This is a genomic window from Rhizobium sp. FG113 (assembly GCF_057809895.1).
The window spans coordinates 213,313-225,078 of record NZ_JBMDKV010000009.1; the positions used below are offsets into that span (position 1 = coordinate 213,313).

The 11,766-nt window shown below is 60.3% G+C and carries 11 protein-coding genes, 1 pseudogene and 1 riboswitch; of the genes and pseudogenes, 8 read left to right on the forward strand and 4 right to left on the reverse strand.

Features of this window, described 5'->3' with window-relative positions:
* Window positions 1-16: 16 nt before the first annotated feature.
* Entirely contained in the window at window positions 17-319 is a 303-nt protein-coding gene (locus ACODTZ_RS21205; protein ID WP_203428653.1) for a hypothetical protein, read from the reverse strand.
* A 152-nt stretch (window positions 320-471) separates the two neighbouring features.
* Here ACODTZ_RS21205 and ACODTZ_RS21210 point away from each other — a divergent pair, with 152 nt between their 5' ends.
* Together ACODTZ_RS21210 and ACODTZ_RS21215 are read left to right on the forward strand one after the other, a co-directional pair.
* On the forward strand, window positions 472-1,026 hold the full coding sequence (locus ACODTZ_RS21210) for a helix-turn-helix domain-containing protein (protein WP_203428654.1): 555 nt from the start codon (window positions 472-474) through the stop codon (window positions 1,024-1,026).
* 4 nt (window positions 1,027-1,030) lie between these two features.
* On the forward strand, window positions 1,031-2,728 hold the full coding sequence (locus ACODTZ_RS21215; protein ID WP_203428655.1) for a hypothetical protein: 1,698 nt from the start codon (window positions 1,031-1,033) through the stop codon (window positions 2,726-2,728).
* Window positions 2,729-2,740: 12 nt separating this feature from the next.
* On the opposite strand, the gene ACODTZ_RS21220 is transcribed toward ACODTZ_RS21215, so the two are convergent.
* Window positions 2,741-2,983 (reverse strand): hypothetical protein, encoded by a 243-nt coding sequence (locus ACODTZ_RS21220; protein ID WP_489027827.1) that lies wholly within the window; start codon window positions 2,981-2,983, stop codon window positions 2,741-2,743.
* Between the two features lie 72 nt (window positions 2,984-3,055).
* Between ACODTZ_RS21220 and ACODTZ_RS21225 the strand changes: the two genes are divergently transcribed.
* Together ACODTZ_RS21225 and ACODTZ_RS21230 are read left to right on the forward strand one after the other, a co-directional pair.
* Complete coding sequence (locus tag ACODTZ_RS21225) at window positions 3,056-3,997, forward strand: LysR family transcriptional regulator (protein WP_181459226.1); 942 nt, start codon at window positions 3,056-3,058, stop codon at window positions 3,995-3,997.
* 155 nt (window positions 3,998-4,152) lie between these two features.
* The gene (locus ACODTZ_RS21230; RefSeq protein ID WP_047505485.1) at window positions 4,153-4,308 is read left to right on the forward strand and encodes an entericidin domain-containing protein; all 156 of its coding nucleotides are present in this window, start codon (window positions 4,153-4,155) and stop codon (window positions 4,306-4,308) included.
* Between the two features lie 6 nt (window positions 4,309-4,314).
* Here ACODTZ_RS21230 and ACODTZ_RS21235 read toward each other — a convergent pair whose 3' ends face one another.
* Window positions 4,315-4,662, reverse strand: coding sequence for a hypothetical protein (locus ACODTZ_RS21235; RefSeq protein WP_489027829.1), 348 nt, complete (start codon window positions 4,660-4,662; stop codon window positions 4,315-4,317).
* A 445-nt stretch (window positions 4,663-5,107) separates the two neighbouring features.
* On the opposite strand from ACODTZ_RS21235, the gene ACODTZ_RS21240 reads away from it, so the two are divergent.
* On the forward strand, window positions 5,108-6,562 hold the full coding sequence (locus ACODTZ_RS21240; RefSeq protein WP_489027831.1) for a cobyric acid synthase: 1,455 nt from the start codon (window positions 5,108-5,110) through the stop codon (window positions 6,560-6,562).
* Here ACODTZ_RS21240 and ACODTZ_RS21245 read toward each other — a convergent pair.
* Window positions 6,559-8,349, reverse strand: a complete 1,791-nt coding sequence (locus ACODTZ_RS21245; RefSeq protein ID WP_489027833.1) for a chloride channel protein — start codon at window positions 8,347-8,349, stop codon at window positions 6,559-6,561. The genes ACODTZ_RS21240 and ACODTZ_RS21245 overlap by 4 nt on opposite strands.
* A gap of 246 nt (window positions 8,350-8,595) precedes the next feature.
* Window positions 8,596-8,988: riboswitch (cobalamin riboswitch) on the forward strand.
* Window positions 8,989-9,279: 291 nt separating this feature from the next.
* Here ACODTZ_RS21245 and cobU point away from each other — a divergent pair.
* The 3 genes and pseudogenes from cobU to ACODTZ_RS21260 all read left to right on the forward strand — a co-directional run.
* Window positions 9,280-9,798, forward strand: coding sequence for a bifunctional adenosylcobinamide kinase/adenosylcobinamide-phosphate guanylyltransferase (cobU, locus tag ACODTZ_RS21250; RefSeq protein ID WP_489027844.1), 519 nt, complete (start codon window positions 9,280-9,282; stop codon window positions 9,796-9,798).
* Window positions 9,799-9,802: 4 nt separating this feature from the next.
* Window positions 9,803-10,852, forward strand: coding sequence for a cobalamin biosynthesis protein CobW (cobW, locus tag ACODTZ_RS21255; RefSeq protein ID WP_489027835.1), 1,050 nt, complete (start codon window positions 9,803-9,805; stop codon window positions 10,850-10,852).
* A 271-nt stretch (window positions 10,853-11,123) separates the two neighbouring features.
* A pseudogene (locus ACODTZ_RS21260) lies at window positions 11,124-11,766 on the forward strand (cobaltochelatase subunit CobN); the annotation flags it as partial.

Here is an 11,766-nt window from a genome sequence, read left to right on the forward strand (position 1 = left end):
AGCTCCTCTTTCGTCGCTAACCGATCAGCCCGTGGTCGAAATAGTACCACCTGCTGAGAGTCCGGCCGATTTTGCGTTTTTGATCGAGGTAGAAGAGTTCGCTCGTAACGCCGGGGCTACCTTCTTTGATATGCGGATGACCGGACATCTCGCCGATAAGGCATGGCACGGAGCGCTGGACGAGCATGCAGTTGCGAATGGTAACAGGATTTACGGGACCGTCGAAGCCGCCAGGCGATGACAAGCCTTGTAAGTCGGCGAGCAGGGACTGCAGCCGGGGAATGATTACACTGGGTGAAGTTCCAAGCCATTTGTCCATCGAGAGCACCTTCGATTCGGTTTGAGGAAGTTGGCCTGAAGCAAGAAAACCGATTCTTGACTCAAAATCAAAGGAAAATGACGCAAAACGCGGTTGGGTGACGCACAGCGAATAATGTTGACATTCTCAGCCCTGAGCGTTTTTTCGGGGACATGAACCCGGTAATTCCGCTGTTGCGAGCTGCACGTTTTATGCTTGGCTGGAGTCAGGCTGAAGTTGGCGTGGCGACGGGGATCAAAGCCAAGACCATCCAGTTGATTGAGGGTGGCAAGTATAAGCTGCTCCCGCGAGAAGCCTGGATACTGAAAGCTTATTATCAGGACGCAGGGGTCGAGTTCGTCGAGGCCGGTGAAGGGCACGGAGCTGGTGTTAGGTGGAGGAAGCCTGGCACCGTTCTGGAAGATAAGACACTTGACCATTTCGGCAGTCGGATAATCAGGGCTTCCAGAGGCTTGGCAGACCTTAGTCAGCGCGAGCTAGCAAAGGCAGCCGGTGTCGATCCGAGCTTCATCGCTCGTCTGGAAAAGAACCGGTATGACGCTGTTAACGAGCGAACGCTGAACAGCCTTGTGAACGGGCTTCGCACGAAGAACATCGAGATGACGTCTGAGACAATCGCGTTCGGCGCGGGTGTTCGTTGGATAAAAGACATCCGCCCTGAAGCTCCAACCCAAACGGAAAACACCGAAGCGAAAGACGAGAGGTGATGCAATGGCTGGAGGTTTTGAGCATCCTAGTGTGTCAGGACCGAAAGCCCTTGCTATTCCAGTAGAACCGCAACCAGGGGAGGGGCTGGCAGATATCGTGTTCCGTGCATGTGCGGAAAATGGTTTCCATGATCTTTGGATTATCAACCGCCTGCTTGGCAAACACAGCATAAAGCAGGGGTGGGGTCATTCACGTTTCGCTCGGTCCGATTTTGATGTGAAAGTGCTTGCGGACTTTCTTGGAGTCCCCAACGGTGTCGCGGACATCGAGCGCCTGATGTACCGGAAGGGAAGTCGTGGCGTTAATTTTTTTGGCGTCGAGATCAGCGGGAACGAGCTGATAGCCACTCGTCGTATTTCCCCGCGTTCATTGAGTGAGAAACCTTTTGCAAAGGCGATCTGGTCTATTCGTAGCCTCTCGTTCGATCCCCGCACAAAAGAGCGACTTTTAGACCGCTGCCCAGAGTGCAATTCGATCCTTCAATATCGAATTGCGGGAGACATCTGCCGGTGCACTCGTTGTGGGATAGCCGACTTTCGCGACTATCCCCAAGCACTTGTCGAGGTCGACGATGTTGAAGGCTTGGACTTCGTCACCAACTTGATCGACCCGGAAGCCCAGAGCGCCTGCCGAGTACACGATGACTTGAAAAGCTTCGGCACGGGAGAAATCTTTACGCTGGCGACGACCTTGGCACGAGTCATCCAAACAGAAGATTCGGGAGGTACCAGAAGGCCGAGCCCCACAGCCGAGAGCCTTAGTCTGGCAGGGAGTGCCATCAAAGGTTGGCCGAAGAAATTTGCCGAAGTCGTTGAGATTTACGCCTCAAATAAGAGGCCGGATCAGAACCACACCCTAGACAGCAGCTTGTACGGTGTGACGGCGGACTTGAGAAAGGTCGTGAGGAAGGAACTCGCCACAGTTCTGAGCGGTCGGACAAGAAATTACGACGTGAACTCCCAAGCACGTCGCGGCGCAACACAAGTGAAATTTTGGTCATCACCTGCTGTCATGAAGCAGGCGAAGAAGTTTGGTCTGCCTGTTCTCGATATGCTTTCGCTGTATGCTGATCAGGTCATCGAATGCCCAGATAGGCGATATGCAGAGCGGTTGGGCATCCCGAGCGGCGCACCTCCCATGAATTTTGACGCATTTGCGAGACATACAGCTAAGGCGAGGGCTAGGGGTTTGGTCTCGCTTCCCGTTGCTGTCTGGGGGAGCAAGTCGTCTCGGCATCCCTGGTCGCAAGTCATGCAAGAAGTCCTCAGTAAAAAGATTGGCGTGAGCATCCTAGCTTCGTCCAAGAACTTTTTGGAAAGCGCTTACACCGGCAACGTAGAGCGTGTCCGGCACATATGCGAAACTCATCAGGCGAGCGTCGATCCGAAGGCGATTGTCAATGTGAGAGAAGCAAAGTTTTACCTGCGAATGGGCACCGGAGATGTTGGGGCGTTAAAGCGTCATGGATATTTCAAAGGTGACATCATCACCATGGAAGAAATCTGGCGTTTCCAAGACGAGTTCATTTCGCCGTTCGAGATTAGAGCCAGACTGATCATGGAGGGCATAAAGCCACAGTCGGTCATTCAAATTGGGGCTGGCCTTCAAGCAGCTGGAGCAAAGCTGACCCTACTTGACTTGCATCGATATCACCGTGACGATGGAGAACAGTATCTCCTATCGATCATCGGCAGAGCTTAGAGAATTGCGTACTCAGAATCGAAAAAATTTTCCGCTGATCAATAATTTCAAATGGTTAGATGAATCAAAAAAATGTTCTCCGTACACGATGACGACAGTGATGCCCGCTGGCGCATACCGGCGCGGCACGTTCACATCGGCGGCAAGGTGGCCGGGCTGGCGGGCGATCTGCTCGATGGCGGTCCGTCGCATCGCCAAAACGCGCCGACGGGCGATGAAGTCGCGCAGGCTGTCTATCAGGGTTCGAGTGGTCATCGGTTTGTCTCCTTCATCGAAGTGATCCGATGCCAGCCAGATTGAACCTTGGTTGACTTTCAATCAAACAAAATGATATTGTGTTATGTATCAAGAAAATTGAAAGATGAGATGATGACAGCTCCGCTTCGCCGTCCCATTCCGCTCCTCGACAACGATGTGCTGCGCACCTTCGTGGCGATCGCCGAGACCGGCAATTTTTCAACGGCCGCCGAAGCCGTCTTCAGAACGCCTTCGGCCGTGTCCATGCAGATCAAGAAACTCGAGGAGCAGCTCGGCGCGACGCTGTTTCTGCGCGACGCCCGCTCGGTGTCGCTGACGCAGCACGGAGAGGTCCTTCTCTCCTATGCGCGCAACATGCTGGCTCTCTCCAATGAGGCCGTGTCGCGCTTCATCATGCCGGAGCTGAGCGGCGTCGTGCGGCTGGGGGCGCCCGAGGATATCGGCGAGCGCATCCTGCCCGGGATCCTGAAGAACTTCGCCGAGAATTTCCCTGGCATCATGGTCGATGTGACCATCGACATGAGCCTGGGGCTTCGCAAGCGCATGGAGGAGCAGAGGCTCGATCTGGCGCTGATCAACTGCGCCACGCGCCCGCTGCCGACCGATGGTGAGATCGTCTATCGCGAGCGGCTGGTCTGGGCCGGCGCCAAATGCGGTACCGCGCATCGCCGCGAGCCGCTGCCAATCTCCATCTGGGAAGAGGGATGCATCTGGCGGCTTGAGGCGCTTGCGCAGCTCGAGCGGATGAAGCGGGATTTCCGCGTGGCGTTTCTGAGCGGCCACACGATGGCGCAGCGCGCCGCCGTGGTCTCTGATCTCGCGATCGCGCCGCTACCGCGCTCCTATGTCGGAGAGGATATGGAAATCCTCGGCGCGCAGGACGGGCTTCCCGAGCTCGGCTCCTTCGATATCCGCCTGTTGACCATCTCGCAGATGACCGCGCCTATGAAAACGGTGGCCGAAAGCATCCGGCTTGCGTTCAGCGAAAAAGCCAAGGCGATCGCCGCCTGAAGGTCAGCCGGGCAGGGTATTCGTGCCCGGCTAATATCGCTCATTTAAAAAAGAGAAGTCCGGCTGAAACCTTTTTCGGTTCAGTGCGTTATCAGCGCGCAGCAGTCGTGCGACTGGCTGCGGAGAGCGGTTTTTTAAACAAGGGATTTCCGACTATGACCACCACGGTAAAGATTGGTGCTGCCATCATGCTTCTGTTCACTCTGGCCTCTTGCGCCAACACCATCCGTGGCGTCGGTCGCGATACGGCGAACGCCGTCAACGCCACGCAGGATGCCGGCCGCAACGTCAATCACGCCGCGCAGCGCTAAGCCGGCTCAGATCTTCGCCTGCGGATAGGCTTTCTCTAGGCCACCCGATGCCGTCAGGCCCTTGCGGAAGGCGGAGTAGGTCGGATGCTGGCTGGACTTGGAAGCTTCCATCAAACGAATCTGGAGACGCGGCGGTGCTGCGTCCCCAACCCATTTTCCCAATGCCTCGAGCTTCAGCGTGTTCAGGAACGGTGCGCGCGACGCATTGTCGAGGTGACGATGGATGCCATCTAGCAGGCTGTCGTCCTGCGCCGGGTTTTCCATGATCAGCCCAAGATAGGACTTGTCCTGTTCGCCCAGCGCGGAAAACTTGGCGGCGATCGTCTCGGAATCGGGAAACGGGGCTGAGGTCATCGTCATTCTCCATGTCATCGGTACTCGTTCGCCGCTGGAAGCGGCGAGTCGTCTTCGGCGACTTATATGCAACGCGCTGGCTTGCCGAAACCTGTCGCCCGTGCGGCAGCCTGTCTCAATCCGCTCATATCGTTGCCGAAACAAAATCGTCAAAAGGGCCTGAATTCATATTTGGTTAAGTGCTCACTAACCATCCGGTAACAATGTGGCGCTAAGAATAGCTGCGTGGCGGGGGACAACCGCTGCTTCTCCGGATCAGGTATTGCGTCCCGGGGAACGTGAGCTTCGCCGTGTATGGGCAAAGCGCCAGCGTATTTCGGCAAGCCGCGCGACCTTAGGTCTGCGCGGCTTTCGCATTTCAAGCGGCTGCGATTGAGCCGTTGCGATTGACCGGGGCTGAAACGCCGTTGTACGCCGTCTTCAGTTTTGAGGAGCGCCGCGCCAAATGACCAAAGCCATCATGCTGCAAGGAACCGGCTCGGATGTCGGCAAGACGGTGCTCGTCGCCGGCCTTTGCCGGTTGGCCGCCAATCGCGGCATCTCGGTGCGCCCGTTCAAGCCGCAGAACATGTCGAACAATGCCGCGGTCGCCGATGATGGCGGCGAGATCGGGCGGGCGCAGTGGCTGCAATCGATGGCCGCGCGGGTGCCGTCGTCCGTGCACATGAACCCGGTGCTCTTGAAGCCGCAATCGGATGTCGGCAGCCAGATCATCGTGCAGGGCAAGGTCTGGGGGCAGGCCAAGGGACGCGACTACCAGCGGCTGAAGCCACAATTGCTCGACTATGTCACCGAAAGCTTTCAGAGGATTTCGGGCGGCGCCGATCTCGTCATCGTCGAGGGGGCGGGGTCGCCCGCCGAGATCAACCTGCGGCCCGGCGATATCGCCAATATGGGCTTTGCGACGCGCGCCGGCGTTCCCGTGGTTCTCGTCGGCGATATCGATCGTGGCGGCGTGATCGCTTCGCTGGTCGGTACGCACACGATCCTGTCTGACGAGGATCGGGCGATGATCTCGGGCTATATCATCAACAAGTTTCGTGGCGACGTGTCGCTATTCGATGACGGGATTGCTGCTGTCGGGCGTTTCACCGGCTGGCCCTGTTTCGGCGTCGTGCCTTGGCTGAAGGCCGCTTCGCGGCTGCCGGCGGAGGATTCGGTGGCGCTGGAGCGGCTGGCGCGGGGGCAGGCCGGGGCGCTGAAGGTCGCGGTTCCGGTTTTGCCGCGGATCGCCAACTTTGACGATCTCGATCCGCTGCTGGCGGAGCCGGATGTGGAACTCGTCTTTGTGCGCGCTGGCGAACGATTGCCTGCCGATGCGCAGTTGATCATCCTTCCTGGGTCGAAGTCGACTATTTCCGATCTTGCCGATTTCAGGACGCAGGGTTGGGATCAGGATCTCTCCGCGCATATCAGGCGCGGTGGACGGGTCATCGGCATTTGCGGCGGTTACCAGATGCTCGGCCGGACGGTGCGTGATCCGCTGGGGATCGAAGGGAGCGTGCGCGAGATCGAGGGGCTCGGCTTGCTCGACGTCGAGACCGTCATGGACGCGGAGAAGACCGTGCGCAACAGCGTGGCGGTTTCGGCGGAGAATGGCGAGGCTCTCTCGGGCTACCAGATCCATCTCGGGATTACCGAAGGCGCCGACCGCGTGCGGCCCTTCGCGATCGTCGATGGCAAGCCTGATGGCGCGATCTCAGGGGACGGGCGGATCGTTGGGACGTATCTGCACGGGCTGTTTGCGAGTGACGGCTACCGGTCCCGGCTGCTTGCAAGCTTCGGCCTGACAGGCCAAAGCCGCGACTATCGCGCCGGCGTCGAGCAGGCGCTTGACGAGGTTGCTGCAGAGCTCGAAACGCATCTCGACAAGCGCTGGCTGGATAGTCTGCTCAGTTAAATCTCGCCGGAGACCTCGCGGCGGCGGCGGTCCAGTTCTTCGCTGTAGCGGCGCAGCGTGTGGGCTTCGCTGAGCTGGCCGACCACGGTGCGCTCGACGAGATTGTTGACGACGGCGAGCGCTTCGCTTTCCGTCTTGTCGAAGATCGCGGCGGCCTGCTTGGCATTCATCTGCGGGGTCAGGAAGTCGTTGCGGTAGCGCACGAATTCGTCGAGGCCTTTGCTCTCGTCGGCGGTGTCGGTGAGGTTGGCGTAGATATCCGGCACAAGCACGAGGCCGGCATATTTGCCGCTGTCTTCGACCAGGATCACGCGCTGGGCCGAGCCGATCGGGAAGCTTTCCTTGAATTGCTCGATGCTGATACCGACCTTCGCGGTCTTGACGTCGGCGCGCATCAGCTTGTTGACCGTCAGATTGCGGATCCAGCCGACATCATGGGCGCTGCGGATACTTTCACCGCGCAGGTGGAAGCGCCATGTGGCGAAGGAGTAGCCGAAGGTGCTGCGCACGACGAGCGACGAGGTGATGACGGCAGCCAAGACCAGCGCCGTGATCGGGAAGTCGCCGGTGATCTCGAGCGCCAGGAAGGTCATGGTCAGCGGTCCGCCGATGACGGCCACGGCAAGCGAGCTCATGCCGACGACGGCGTAGATGATCGGTGTCAGTGTCGCATGGGCGAAATAGGGGGCCGAGTAGGCGAAGAACTTGCCGAGCAGCGCGCCCATGAACAGCGAGGCGAAGAACAGGCCGCCGCGGAAGCCGGAGCCGATCGATATCGCCGAGGCCAGCGCCTTTAGCAGGAAAAGGCCGATCAGCACGGGAATCACGACTTCTCGGTCGAGATTGAGATGCAGGGCGCCATGGCCTGCCGACAGTACCTGCGGCGTCACCAGCGCAAGCAACCCGACGATGATGCCGCCAAGCGCCGGGCGGAAGGGGAGCGCGATCGAGCTGCGGCGTGCGAGCTCCTCGATAAAGGCGACGCCCTGCATGATCAGGATGCCGATGCCGGCGCAGAAGGCGCCGAGCAGGATGGCGGGCACATAGTCGGCCGGCATGACGGTGCCGAAATCGCCGACATCGATGATGAAATCGCTGCCGGCCAGCAGCCGGGCGACCAGCGTGGAAACGAGTGCCGAGACGACGACCGGCGTCAGCGACACGATCGTGTAAGTGCCGATGATCAGCTCGAAGGCGTAGAAGGCGCCCGTCAGCGGCGCATTGAAGGCGGCCGCGATGGCACCGGCGGCGCCGCAGCCGACAAGAACGCGCAGATCGGCGCGGCGCAGCTGTAGTTTGAAACCGAGCTTCGAGGCGATGCCGGACGCCAACTGCGTATAGCCGGCCTCAAGGCCGACGGATGCGCCGAAGCCGTTGGAAATCAGGTTCTGGATCGCGACGATGATGCTGTCGGTCAAGGACAGGCGGCCGCCATGTAGCGCGTTGGCCTCGATCGGGTCGACCATCGGCTTCTTGCGGGTCTTCGCCAGCACATACATCAACAGGCCGAGCAGGATGCCGCCGCAAACGGGGGCGGCCATCAGCAGGAACTTGTCGTCGATCTGAGAGGAGCTCAGACGCTCCACGTCGCTGATCCCGAAGATCAGGCTGTGCATCTCGCGCGAGATCAGGCTCATGCCGGTGACGGCGAGGCCTGACGTGACGCCGATCAGCGCGCCGGCCAGCACCATGCCCATTTCGCTGCGTCTCAGGAGCGCGCGCATGCGCCCCACATCGAGCAGTGTGTGTAGCGGGCCAAGCCGTCTCAGATTGATTTTCAGGCGCATGGTGGGGAAACTAGGCGGGCGGAAGCCCGTTCAAGGGTGGTAAAGGAGGGGACATTTGCGGTGCTGCGCCGCATGCGCTGCAAATGCGGCAAAAACCCGGCTGACGCAACAAGTTTTTATGACATTAAGTCTCTGATAATAGACGATAAATCTGGTAGAGATGATCGTCTTGAGGCTTGATGTCAGTCAATTTGGCTGGTGGCTGCGATTGGCCGTCGATTGACTTCGCAGTCACGCTTGCCTAACCATGGATCGATAACGGATGGTTCCGGATCGCCAAAAGCGGTGCGGATGAAAAGGGAATGTGACGGGGTGGACCCAACCAGGGCGCCTTCATCACAGCCGACCCCGCGACTGTAGAGCGGTCAGGGTCTTCCGTCCGGCGTCGGATGCTCTCAAGCCGGCTGCCTGCGTGGTGCAGGCGGGTGAGGGGCTGAAGACGGCGGAAAAGCCACTGGCAATGCAAGCCATGATCAACCGGGGTTGGACGCCTCTAAATCTACGAATCGTCCGCCTTTTCATGATTGCAGCCGGGAAGGCGAGGAAGAACCGATGGCACGATCGGGATGGCCTGCGTGGCTAGCCCGATCGTCGCCTGGACCCGCGAGCCAGGAGACCTGCCAATCGTGCCGGGCGCAAAGCCCACCCCTGGGCAAGTGTGCCCAATGCCAGCACGGAGGTTGTCATGGCAGACAATGAGATTTTGGCGTCGGCGTCAGGCCGGGCGCTCGGAACGTTCAATATGGGCACCCTCATTCCTGTGCTTGTCACAGGAATCCAGCGCGTCCAAGTCCTTGGACGCGGAAGACACCCCGCAAGCAACGAAGCCATTCACCGCGCGGACACGCGGTGGCTGGATTCCTGTGACAAGCACAGGAATGAGGGAGATCGTGGTGGATGGCCGCGCTTATCGCCGGAAGCCTTCGCGGCATGATCACGGTTTCCTCCAGCCTAATCCTCGGCGGCGCCCGCTCCGGCAAGTCGCGTTTTGCCGAGCAGCTGGTCATCGCCAGCGGTCTCGAGCGCCATTACATCGCCACCGGCCGCGCCTGGGACGAGGAGATGCGCGCGCGGATCGATCAGCACAAGGCCGATCGCGGTGATCTCTGGATGACGCACGAGGAGCCGCTCGATCTAGTCGGCCAGCTGACTGCCATCGATGGCGAGGGGCGGGCATTGCTTGTCGATTGCCTGACGCTCTGGGTTACCAATCTGATGATGGAAGAGCGCGACATGGCGGCGGAATTCGCGGCACTGGCCGCCTATCTGCCACAGGCGAAGGCGCGCCTCGTCATCGTTTCCAATGAAGTCGGCCTCGGCATCGTGCCCGAGAACCGCATGGCCCGCGAATTTCGCGACCATGCCGGACGGCTGCACCAGATGATCGCGGCGGTCGCCGCGGATGTGTATTTTATCGCGGCGGGACTGCCGCTGAAAATGAAGGGTTGAATTGATGAACCAGCAGAAGATCCCCGCCACAGTGATCACCGGCTTTCTTGGCGCCGGCAAGACGACGATGATCCGCAACCTGTTGACCAATGCGGGCGGCAAGAAGATCGCGCTCATCATCAACGAGTTCGGCGATCTCGGCGTCGACGGCGAAGTGCTGAAGGGCTGCGGCGCGGAAAACTGCACCGAGGACGATATCATCGAGCTCACCAATGGCTGCATCTGCTGCACGGTGGCCGACGACTTCATCCCGACGATGAGCAAGCTCCTTGAGCGCGAGAACCGTCCTGATCATATCGTCATCGAGACCTCGGGTCTTGCCCTGCCGCAGCCGCTGGTCGCCGCCTTCAACTGGCCCGACATCCGTACGCAGGTGACCGTGGATGGCGTGATCACGGTGGTCGACAGCGCCGCCGTCGCCGCCGGCCGCTTCGCCGACGATCATGACGCCGTCGACGCCCGCCGCGCGGAGGACGAGACGCTGGACCACGAGAGCCCGATCGAGGAACTCTTCGAGGACCAGCTGACCTGCGCCGACCTGATCGTGCTCAACAAGACCGACCTCATCGATGGCGCCGGCCTTGCCCGGGTGCGCGATGAGGTTGCCTCGCGCACGGCGCGCAAGCCCGCGATGATCGAGGCGAAGAACGGCGAGGTGCCGGCAAGCGTACTGCTCGGCCTTGGCATCGGCACCGAGGCGGATATCGGCAACCGCAAGTCCCATCACGAACTTGAGCATGAGGACGGCACGCCGCACGATCACGACGAGTTCGACAGCTTCGTCGTCGAGCTCGGCCCGATCGCCGATCCGGCTGTTTTCGTCGAGAGCCTGAAGGGCATCATCGCCGAGCACGACGTTCTGCGCGTCAAGGGCTTCGTCGACGTCCCCGGCAAGCCGATGCGCCTGCAGCTGCAGGCCGTTGGTAGCCGGATCGACCATTATTTCGACCGCGCCTGGGCCGCCGGCGAGACGCGCGGCACGCGGCTGGTGGTGATCGGGTTGCACGAAATGGATGAGGGTGCGGTGCGTGAGGCGATCGAGGGTCTGGTTTAAGGTTGATGGTTGGGATGGGCGGTTGTTGCTTTGAAAATCGTTTGAGTGGTGCCGTGTGGCCCCCTCATCCGACCCTTCGGGCCACCGACCGGGGTCGAGCCGCTGGTCTCGACCCGTCCTTCGGACCCCCGTGGGGGAGAAGAGACTCGGGGCCGGCCGCTCGCAACAATCTTTCCTTCTCCCCAACGGGGAGAAGGTGGCCCGAAGGGTCGGATGAGGGGGCCACGCACTCCACGCCTACGAATACCATTCTCCGTAAAGACACATCGATATGCACCTTCTTCTAGCCCAGCAGGGAACGATCAACGACGGCGAGGAGGCGATCGATCTTGGTCAGTCGCCCGGCGACATCCTGTTTCTCTCCGCTGCCGACACCGAACTGGCGGCGGTAGCAGCCGCGCATCGTCAGCGAGGTGGGGGACGGTCGCTGCGCATCGCCAGCCTGATGAGCCTCAAGCATCCGATGTCCGTCGATGCCTATGTGGAGCGCACGGCGCGGCATGCGAAGCTGATCATCGTGAGGGCGCTCGGCGGCGCCAGCTATTTCCACTACGCGCTGGAGGCGCTGCATGCGGTTGCGGCGCGGCATGGTGCGCTGATCGCGGTGCTGCCCGGGGATTCGAAGCCGGATGCGGGGTTGACGCCATTTTCGAATGTACCGCTTGAGGATCTGAATGCGCTCTGGGCCTATCTGATCGAGGGCGGTGATGCGAATACGCATGCGTTTCTCGATTATGCCGAGGCGATGCTGTCAGGGGCTGAGAAGCCGGAGGCGGCGGCGCCGTTGATGAAGGCCGGGATCTGGTGGCCGGGGCGGGGTGTTGTTGGGGTTGAGGAGTGGCGGGCGCTGTCGGTGGGAGGGTTACCCCCCTCTGTCCTGCCGGACATCTCCCCCACAAGGGGGGAGATCGACT

Excerpts from the sequence above, each read along its gene's own strand:
- ACODTZ_RS21205 (WP_203428653.1), bottom strand. The coding sequence starts at position 319 with ATGGACAAATGGCTTGGAACTTCACCCAGTGTAATCATTCCCCGGCTG.
- ACODTZ_RS21210 (WP_203428654.1), top strand. The coding sequence starts at position 472 with ATGAACCCGGTAATTCCGCTGTTGCGAGCTGCACGTTTTATGCTTGGC.
- ACODTZ_RS21215 (WP_203428655.1), top strand. The coding sequence starts at position 1,031 with ATGGCTGGAGGTTTTGAGCATCCTAGTGTGTCAGGACCGAAAGCCCTT.
- ACODTZ_RS21220 (WP_489027827.1), bottom strand. The coding sequence starts at position 2,983 with ATGACCACTCGAACCCTGATAGACAGCCTGCGCGACTTCATCGCCCGT.
- ACODTZ_RS21225 (WP_181459226.1), top strand. The coding sequence starts at position 3,056 with ATGATATTGTGTTATGTATCAAGAAAATTGAAAGATGAGATGATGACA.
- ACODTZ_RS21230 (WP_047505485.1), top strand. The coding sequence starts at position 4,153 with ATGACCACCACGGTAAAGATTGGTGCTGCCATCATGCTTCTGTTCACT.
- ACODTZ_RS21235 (WP_489027829.1), bottom strand. The coding sequence starts at position 4,662 with ATGACCTCAGCCCCGTTTCCCGATTCCGAGACGATCGCCGCCAAGTTT.
- ACODTZ_RS21240 (WP_489027831.1), top strand. The coding sequence starts at position 5,108 with ATGACCAAAGCCATCATGCTGCAAGGAACCGGCTCGGATGTCGGCAAG.
- ACODTZ_RS21245 (WP_489027833.1), bottom strand. The coding sequence starts at position 8,349 with ATGCGCCTGAAAATCAATCTGAGACGGCTTGGCCCGCTACACACACTG.
- cobU (WP_489027844.1), top strand. The coding sequence starts at position 9,280 with ATGATCACGGTTTCCTCCAGCCTAATCCTCGGCGGCGCCCGCTCCGGC.
- cobW (WP_489027835.1), top strand. The coding sequence starts at position 9,803 with ATGAACCAGCAGAAGATCCCCGCCACAGTGATCACCGGCTTTCTTGGC.